General features: G+C 39.6%; 2 protein-coding genes. Both read left to right on the top strand.

The genetic code is table 11. The features are described 5' to 3' along the window. Positions 1 to 342, top strand: a 342-nt coding sequence (locus RH40_RS04280; protein ID WP_009600130.1) for a YwqJ-related putative deaminase, incomplete at its 5' end; no start/stop codon positions are given. After that, the coding region (locus RH40_RS04275) for a hypothetical protein (RefSeq protein ID WP_009600129.1) at positions 339 to 756 on the top strand (418 nt) is incomplete at its 3' end. The genes RH40_RS04280 and RH40_RS04275, both read left to right, overlap by 4 nt.

Raw genomic sequence — 756 nt, 5'->3', positions numbered from 1 at the left:
AAATCTCAAAAATTATCATCAGCTCAAAGACCAAATACCGTTGCTGTAATCAGGCATCAAGACGGAACAATTACCGTCGTTCGAAATCAAGGCGGTGTTCAAAACTCTACAATTCAAAATGCATTTGATAATGCACCATCCAATTGTTTTGCAGGTCAGTGTGCTGAGATAAATGCGCTATCGCGTGCTTTAAATAAGGGCAGAAGTCTAGATGGTGCAACTATTTCTGTTTCTAATGTTCGTGGCCCTGCAAATACAACAGGAATTCATGGAACACCAAAAACGCCATGTACTGCATGTGATAGTGTTCTAGAACAAACTGGAGTGAAATACACAGAATGACAAACAACAACCTTAATATTCGTCAAATGCAAGCATACGCAGCAATTTGTTTGTGGAGTTTTTGTAATCTTTCAGGGATTAAGCATGCTTCGATTAATCAATTGATTGAGCATCTATTGAACATGCTTACAGCTGATAGCCTCCCTGATTGGGAGCAAGCAGGAACGAGAACAGATATCACTGGTAGAGGTGACTCTCTGCCAAGTGATGTCGAAAATGCTATTAATCATGAGCAGTTAGAATATTTCCATTCCCTTGTTGAGTGCTGTGTGGAAATTGGAATTGTCGATATGTACGGTGCAAGTACAAAACTACCTGAACAGTTTTTTCAAAACTGTATCAATACTGCACAACAAGCGGGAGTGTCTTTACCTAATATTGATGGACTGAGAAGTGTAAGTAAAGGCAGTGACT

Source organism: Vibrio caribbeanicus ATCC BAA-2122 (assembly GCF_000165125.1).
In the GTDB taxonomy this organism is placed as follows: Bacteria; Pseudomonadota; Gammaproteobacteria; order Enterobacterales; family Vibrionaceae; genus Vibrio; species Vibrio caribbeanicus.
This window is presented reverse-complemented; position numbering and strand designations above follow the sequence as displayed.